General features: G+C 61.5%; 8 protein-coding genes. 2 read left to right on the top strand and 6 right to left on the bottom strand.

Going from position 1 to position 7,603, the window contains the following annotated elements; translation table 11 throughout:
* A partial coding sequence (locus GSQ76_RS25895; RefSeq protein ID WP_174247405.1) for a CHASE3 domain-containing protein occupies positions 1–587 on the bottom strand: 587 nt, incomplete at its 3' end.
* A gap of 250 nt (positions 588–837) precedes the next feature.
* Positions 838–1,215, bottom strand: coding sequence for a response regulator transcription factor (locus GSQ76_RS25890; RefSeq protein WP_158746977.1), 378 nt, complete (start codon positions 1,213–1,215; stop codon positions 838–840).
* 98 nt (positions 1,216–1,313) lie between these two features.
* Between GSQ76_RS25890 and GSQ76_RS25885 the strand changes: the two genes are divergently transcribed.
* Positions 1,314–3,104, top strand: a complete 1,791-nt coding sequence (locus GSQ76_RS25885; RefSeq protein ID WP_158746976.1) for an AI-2E family transporter — start codon at positions 1,314–1,316, stop codon at positions 3,102–3,104.
* A 483-nt stretch (positions 3,105–3,587) separates the two neighbouring features.
* Positions 3,588–3,785 carry a hypothetical protein gene (locus GSQ76_RS25880; RefSeq protein WP_158746975.1) on the top strand — a complete coding sequence of 66 codons (198 nt, stop codon included), beginning with the start codon at positions 3,588–3,590 and terminating at the stop codon, positions 3,783–3,785.
* 153 nt (positions 3,786–3,938) lie between these two features.
* Here GSQ76_RS25880 and GSQ76_RS31460 read toward each other — a convergent pair whose 3' ends face one another.
* From GSQ76_RS31460 to GSQ76_RS25865, 4 genes are all read right to left on the bottom strand, one after another.
* Positions 3,939–4,232 (bottom strand): transposase, encoded by a 294-nt coding sequence (locus GSQ76_RS31460; RefSeq protein ID WP_216851309.1) that lies wholly within the window; start codon positions 4,230–4,232, stop codon positions 3,939–3,941.
* Between the two features lie 18 nt (positions 4,233–4,250).
* Complete coding sequence (locus tag GSQ76_RS25875; protein WP_216851308.1) at positions 4,251–5,069, bottom strand: IS110 family transposase; 819 nt, start codon at positions 5,067–5,069, stop codon at positions 4,251–4,253.
* Positions 5,070–6,386: 1,317 nt separating this feature from the next.
* Complete coding sequence (locus GSQ76_RS25870) at positions 6,387–6,713, bottom strand: hypothetical protein (RefSeq protein WP_158746974.1); 327 nt, start codon at positions 6,711–6,713, stop codon at positions 6,387–6,389.
* A gap of 591 nt (positions 6,714–7,304) precedes the next feature.
* A partial coding sequence (locus tag GSQ76_RS25865) for a hypothetical protein (RefSeq protein ID WP_158746973.1) occupies positions 7,305–7,603 on the bottom strand: 299 nt, incomplete at its 5' end.

Below are 7,603 nucleotides of genomic sequence, written 5' to 3'. Positions count from 1 at the left end.
TCAACCAGGGCGCGGAACCGGGCTACGCTTTCCCGGGTGCGCCGTTCATACAACCGTGTTTCCCGACGCCGGCGCGTTGAATAAACGCCGACCGTGGCAATCGCGCCTGCTAGCGCCAGAAGGCACAGGCTGGTGAGGATCAGCGTGTGTTGCCGGGCGCGGCGGCTGGTTTTGTCGATCCTAGTCTGTGCCGCCGCCTCCATGTTACCGATCCGAACGCGGATGGTGTCCATCGTTTGCTTGCCGCGGCCGAATGAAGTCATCGCCACCGCGCCCTGCAATCCATCTGCCCGGCGGGCCCGGATGCCAGTCTGTATCAGGGCCACACGCTCATCGACCAAGGCTGGCAGCCCATCGAGTGCCCAGCCCAGCCCAGCCAAGGTGTCCAATGCGCCGTGGAGCAGCGGCAACGCCTCGTTGTAGGGACCGAGATACGATTCATCCCCGGTCAACAAAAAGCCACGCTGCGCCGTTTCGATATCCTTCAGCGACGACAACAGTCGTTCGCTCACGAGGATCATCTGGTTGTCCCGGCGCGCCTCTGCCTCGAAATGGCCGCGATCCCAGCGATCCACTGAGAATGCCACAATTGAAATCGCAACCAGAACGACAGCGCAAAGTAGTTCCCGCTGACGAAGCAGGGCTATCCAATTTGATACCGCAGTCGGCGGGATAGGGGAAGGCGATGCGGGCATGGCTGGTCACCACAGGTAGATTGGCGCGAATTTGACAGTTTTTCTTGGTTGCCGGGCAACTTGCGCCCGTCCATCGCGTGTTACCCAGCCGGTTTGGTGGAGACGGTTTGATGGATGACGCGTGAGCAGCCCTTCCGAGCGCCTAATCCGCGTTTTCCTCACGCCGGAGCATCGCGTCATCGATCTGCTGCAGCAGTGTGTTGAAATCGACTGGCTTCGGGTGGTACTCGTCGCATCCGGCATCAATCGCTTTCTGCCGGTCGCCCATCATCGCATGCGCGGTCAACGCGATTACGGGCGTCGTGTTGGACCCCGCCCGCAACGTCCGCGCCACCGTCCAGCCATCCATCACCGGCAAGTCCATATCCAACAAGACCAGGTCCGGCGCCTCGGCCGCAATCTGGTCCAGCGCCTGCTGTCCGTCATGGGCCAGGACAACGTCGAACCCACGCCGGCGCAGGCGGCGGGACAGAAAGTCCCACAACTCTTCATGATCCTCGACGAGCAGCAATTTGGTCATGTCAAGCCTTAATGCCCCGGAGATCCGGCACGGCCTGAAAGCGCGAGTGGCCCGCGAGTTTCGCGCACATACCAAAGTAAACGGAGCCAGCCACGCCCATGAGCCCCATTCCAGACGACACCGTTATCCCTACGACGGCGCTGCCGGACACATCCGCGGCATCCACTCTCGTTGTGGGCACCATCGTCGTTGCCGCGCTCTACTTTGGGCAAGAGCTTTTGGTGCCCCTAGTGTTGGCGGCACTGCTAGCCTTCGTGCTGGCGCCGGGTTGCGCGCTGCTGCAGCGAACCCGGCTGCCGCGAGTCATCTGTGTGCTCGTCGTGGTGGCGATTGCGTTTGCCGCGATCGGCGGCATTGGCGTTGTCGTGGGCAACCAGGTTGCAGCCCTCGCCGGCAATCTGCCGTCCTACCAGACGACCGTCATGACCAAATGGTATGGGCTGACCTCGGGCACCGGTTTGATGCATCGGTTGCTGGAGAACGTCCTGCCCAAGGGCGGCAATCCAAGTACTGCGCCATCGGCCACGGAAGCGGCCTCCGTCTTGGGGCTGGAGCGCGTGTCCGGCCTGGCGATTGCGCGAACCCTAGCCCAGCCGTTGTTGGGGCCGTTGGCAACGGCGGGCGTGGTGCTCGTGTTCACCATCTTCATGCTGCTGTCCAACGAGGATCTGCGCGATCGGCTGGTGCGGCTGGTGGGACGGCGGGACCTGCACCGGACGATCCTGGCGATGAACGACGCCGCCGGCCGGTTGTCGCGCTATTTCCTGTTTCAATTGATGCTGAACGGCAGCTTCGGCATCATCATCGGCCTGGCGTTGTGGTGGACCGGACTGCCCAATCCGGTCCTCTGGGGGATCCTGGCCGCAATGATGCGGTTCGTGCCCTTTATCGGCACCTTCATCGCCATTATTCCTCCGCTACTGCTGGCAATCGCCGTTGTGCCGGGCTGGACCCTTGCTTTCGTTATACTGGGCCTGTTCATCGGCACCGAATTGGTGATGGGGCAGATTGTCGAGCCGCTGATCTACGGCCATAGCACCGGTCTTTCTCCCATCGCCGTGATCGTCGCGACTGCGTTCTGGGCCTTCCTATGGGGCCCAGTCGGCCTGCTGATGGCTACGCCGCTGACTGTCTGCCTTGTGGTCATCGGCCGCCATGTTCAGCCCCTTGCGTTCCTCGACGTCATTCTCGGCGACACGCCGCCACTCTCGCCGGAGGAAACGTTCTACCAACGTGCGCTGGAGGGCAAAGCCTTTGAACTCACCAGCGGAGCGCGAACCCAGATTGCCGCCACATCGCGCACCGAGTACTATGACACGGTCGCCCTGCGAGGGCTGGCGTTGGCCCAGCGGGATCTATCCCGCGACGCTCTGGCTTTCGAAAGGCTGGAAGAGATCCATAGCCAGATTGCCACCCTTCTGAGCGACCTCAGCGGCGATGACTGCATGATCTCGCCCCCCAGCGCCGCCGATTGGCAGCTGCCCGGCGTTGTCGTCTGTATTCCGGGGCGTGGGCAGTTGGACGATTTGGCGGCGACGATGGCGACCCAGGCCCTTGGCGCCGCAGGTTTCGGCGTGCGGCTGGAGCCGAATGTCATCCTCGGCTCGTCCGGAGGCGGCTCGACGGAAAGCCTGGCGACCGCGCGGCTCTGTTGCCTGTCCGTCATCGAGGAAGGGAGTACAGCGTCTGGCATCCGTTATTTCGTTCGCCGGATGGAGAAGACCATGCCGGACGCGATGATCGTGGTCTGCCTGTGGCATGCGCCGGGCGATAGCCCGTTGCTCGCCGATCTACGCTCGACGGGGGGAGAGGAACACCTCGTCCGTTCGATTGGCGAATTGCTTGCACTGGCCCAGGCTATGGCGGCGCGGCCAGTGGCGACAGCGTAAGATCATTGGCGTAAAGTGTAAGCGTACCCTGATCCGACTGCCTGGTCAGCGGCGCGCTGGGGGAGAGGGGCGTTGCCAGCAAAACTATCATCAACAAACGCAAGTTCTATTCAGAGACTTTTGACGCTGACGGCTTTCAGCAAGTTCGCCAAGGCGTCGCGGTTCTGGACGTCTGCTGTCATACCTGGCACTTGATCGGCAGGCCGTGGGTATCGACCGCGATGCGGCAGTGATGACCTTTAACTTCTTTCCTACGTTATAGCCTTTCGGCCAGCCAATTCAGTGGTATGACAGCTGACTAGCGACAATCACGCCGCTCGGCACAGCCTCTCTTCCTTCCGTCTCACGGGCGGTCAAGACCAAGACGCTGATAATTTTTTGCCATCGACCGCAGTCGTACCAAGTATAATTGCGATTTTGCGCTTGCGATGGAAGAAAAAGTCCTTTGGCAGGTCGCTTGCGTAGCGCGCGTTGGATCACTGCATGTTCTTCTCGCTCGGTCTCGTTCTAGGAGATGGCAAATCGCTCATCGTGTTGCAGAGCAAGCGAGTCGCAGTTTCACCAAACCAGTCAACCATTTATAAATTAGCCTGCTATCAATTGAATCCGATGACGGTTCCGGTCAGGCTCTTAATCATGATTTGCTGCTTTGGGGAGCGGATCGATGGGGGAACGGATTAGCATACGGCGTCGTCGACCAGCCGCGTGGGTTGCAAGGCAAGAGTGCCAGCGGATCACGGCTGATGCCGGCCGCCTTCCGAAACCACCGTACTCCTACCGGCACCGATATGCCCGCGCCAATCGCCGCGTCCTCGCTCGACTGACCTTTCGCAATCAATACCCAAAAACGCCGCCGGTGCATCCGACCGTCACGGCCGCCAGGCGCAGTAGGGCCGCGGCACGATTGCTGGAGCGCCGCGTCCGAGCTGAGAGCACCTTGCCGCCGGAGATCTTGTTGCTCGGCGCCAGGCAGAGCCACGAGGTGAAGTGCTTGGCGCTCGGCCATGCCGAAAGGCTCGTGCCGCATTCGCCCACGAGCTTGAGGGCCAGATATGGACCCAGGCCGTGGATCTGGGTCAGGTCGACGCCGAGGATACGATGCAGCGCCTCACGAGCCGGGAAGGCCAAGGCATTCGGCTGCTTTGTTCAGTGCCTCGGGGATGGGATCGGTGACGCGGGAGGCGAGCAAGCGGCCTCGATTTCCTTGAGGGCTGCTTCGATCTGTACGTCGCAGGCGGCGACTTTGGCCTGATAGGCGTCATACAGTTCGACGGCCTGCAACAGGGCGAAGACGTGCTCCGCGCGGTCATTGCCGACCAATGCCTGGCGGACGGTCTCCTCCGACGCCTTAACGCGCTGGTCGCGCAGCGCTGCAAGGGTCGCCGGATCACGCTCGCCAGCCAAGACGGCACGGATGATGCGCATGCCGGTCGCGCCGGTGATGTCGGACACGACGTGGTGCAGTTGCAGGTTCATCTGCATCAGCGCCTTCTGCATGTGCTGGATGTGCGAGGCCGCGTAATCGAGCAGACGCTCCCGCTGGCGTAGGTAGTCCCGCAAAGCCGCGATGCTGCGCTCCGGGTGGAAGCTGGCCCGCAGCAACCCATACTCGTGCAGCCGCTGAAGCCACTGCGCATCGGTGACGTCGGTCTTGCGACCGGGGACGTGCTTGGCGTCCCGGGCGTTGACCACCACTGCAAAGCCGCGTTGTTCCAAAATTTCAAAGGCGGGGATCCAGTAAACGCCGGTGGACTCCATGGCGACCGTCTTGATCCCGTACTGCTTGAACCAGTCCGCGAGGCGATGCAGATCGGCGGTGAAGGTGCTGAAGCTGCGAACCGGTTCCGGGTCGCGGCCGGGGCCTACTGCGGCCACATGCATGGTTGCGCCGACATCGATTGCCGCTGCACCGACGTGGACCGGAGACATCTCCCGCTCGCGGCGGGATCGCTTGGGCTTGGTCATACATCCTCATCGAGCGAATACGGGACGGAGGAGATGGATTGCGCGACAGATCAATTTCCTAATCGGGATCGCCGAGGCGTCACCATTTGCAAGTACGCAGCAACCCACGGGCCATGTTTGACTACGGGGTACTAACCACCAAAAAGCGGACGGCCGCTCACCTCCAATCGCAACTATAAATCCTGCCCGTTTCTACGCCACAGGCGGACCGCGATCCGCGCTGGTTTGAGAGGATATCACTGTGGATAAGCATGGAAGATTGACCCCCTTGGTGGGGTGATAGGCGTCCAAAATTTTCAAAGCCGATTGACAGCCGACGACACCCGCCGCGTCCAACCACGTGGTCAGCGCACGGACGGGGCACAATCGGACTAGTTGTAGGGCAGGGGGACGATCACCGCGTCGGCCTGTGAGCCTTGGTGTATGGCAAGGTGAGGGGCTGCCCTCTTGCCGTTTTCTCAAGATGCTCGATATGGATGGCGGCAAGTTCCGAGTTCCGAGCGCCGCAAGGCGCCGGCGAAGCCCAGCAGGATCAGGGTGCGCTCGCGTAGGCCGCGCAGGTCGCCGGCATGGTGGCCAGGATCTGCCGAAGGATCTCTGCGGTCGCCTCGGCCTTTTTGGCTAGGGGCTCCCCCCCTCCAGCCGACGTCGCGACGGATGCCGGCCACGGTCTAGGCGACGCAGGCATCGTCGGTTTGGAACTGGGGAGCCGGCGGCGCGGTGCAGGTAGCGGATAGCAGCCCACCGGAGGTCGATGCTATGGGGGGGTTAGGCCGCGGTGCAGCTCGGCGGCTAGGAAGGCGGCGACGTCTGGTCCGGTGGCCGGCATGGCGGCCCGATACGTCGTTTGGGTTTTCTGCGCCTTGGTCAAACGCTGGAAGGCTTGTGCCGCCACCCGTTCCGCGTCCAGGGTGCCGTTGACGACAGGAGCGGCCGCGTCAGCGACGGTGTCGGACCAACGCGATGGTGTGCGCTGGGTTGCCCAGAGGCAGTGGGACAGGGTGAAACCACCGACGGCATAGCCGCCAAGGCACTGTTAGGCGGCGGCGTGGCAGGGCCTGGTGCGGACGACATGGGCTTTTCCAGGCGAGATTAAATTATCCTGCACGGCCTTCGCCAAGCTGTAAGCTACCCTCGTTTAAGAACGCTTATCGAAGGTAGATGTAACGGCCGTGCGTTACCAGGCGAGCAGTGTGAGGGCGCCGACCCCAACCATCGCTTTGTTCGTCTGAAGGGACCGTCTCTCCGTTCCGACCTACCACGCTGAGTGCCGCTTCGCGCCTTCGGCGAGGCGTCAGCAGATGTAGAACCAACTCTCTAGCTTAAAGCGGTCTTGGGGATCTCCAAGCCTTGGTATGTCAACGACGCAGCTTCCGAAGCCGCCAAAAAAACCCATACGTCAGCCTCGATTTCGTCATCGGGATGCACTTCGCCGCGCCCTGCGTCGTTGGCGAGTATCCTGTGGATGACGCTCGGATCAAGCATCTGCGGCATCTCCATTTCTTCCAGCACGAATGCTTCCTCGACGTCAGAACGCCACGGATGAGCTTCCCCGACGGCCGGGCGGTCCCGATCGAGTCTGACTGGACCGGCAGGTTTGGCGGCTTCACGCAATTGTTCGAGGCGTAGTGCTGACGATGGCACGGCAGATCACCTTCACTACAAGTGCCGCTCTGATCGACCTGTCTTGGCATCGCGTTCATACGGTCTGTTCGCGCTATATCGCTCTCGCTCTCGCCGATGCAGACCTGTCGCCGGTGACAGCCGACTTCAATGGAGAGACTTCAGGGGCAGGATAAAGTGCCCGCCCGGACACCTTCCAAAATACTTGGTGTGCCGCTAATCTCTCATCACACGTTAAGGAGGTTCTTATTTAAGGCTCCGAACACGCATGGCTGGGTTCAGGATACGGCTGAGGATGGTCGCACGGTTCGATAATCGGCAGGTTCCTGCAGATCTCGCCCTATTTGTCAGGCGGATCCAAGTTCCGGAGCGAACGCCTCTATTGGTCGAGCGGGTATCGGGTAGTCAAGTGGTATGCCAACAACGTAAGCTGACGGTGTTTCCAGCCGTCGCCAACGTCGTCTGCCGCATACCATCGCCCGCCCCAAGACAGCATGAACGCTAGTAAGCACAGCGCATCATGTCGAACGGAACTTGTTCAGACCCTTCCTAGGCATCCTGGCCGGCACGGACGCAGACCATCACGGCGCGTCGCTTATACCTCGGCGGCAACTACCCACTGCTGTCAAGGTGAATCGTCTGAACCGCGAGCCGCCCTACTTCGCCACGATAGAGCAACAACTGGTTGAGGACATGCAAATCGCTATTGTCTCTCGTGCACGAGGGGGAAATGAGCACGTCGTCATCCTCACCACCGTCGCCGGCACCCTGCTGCTCGCTAACGGCATCGACGGGTAGCTGCTGGCGGACTGGGTGATCGAAATGAAAACCGAAAACGACGCCGAACGGTCCGAGATCCTGGCCATACAAATTGTCGAGCAGATCGTCACCTTGCACACCCGGCCGGAAGG

Origin of the sequence: Acidisphaera sp. L21, from assembly GCF_009765685.1 — a bacterium.
GTDB lineage: Bacteria > Pseudomonadota > Alphaproteobacteria > Acetobacterales > Acetobacteraceae > LMUY01.
This window is presented reverse-complemented; position numbering and strand designations above follow the sequence as displayed.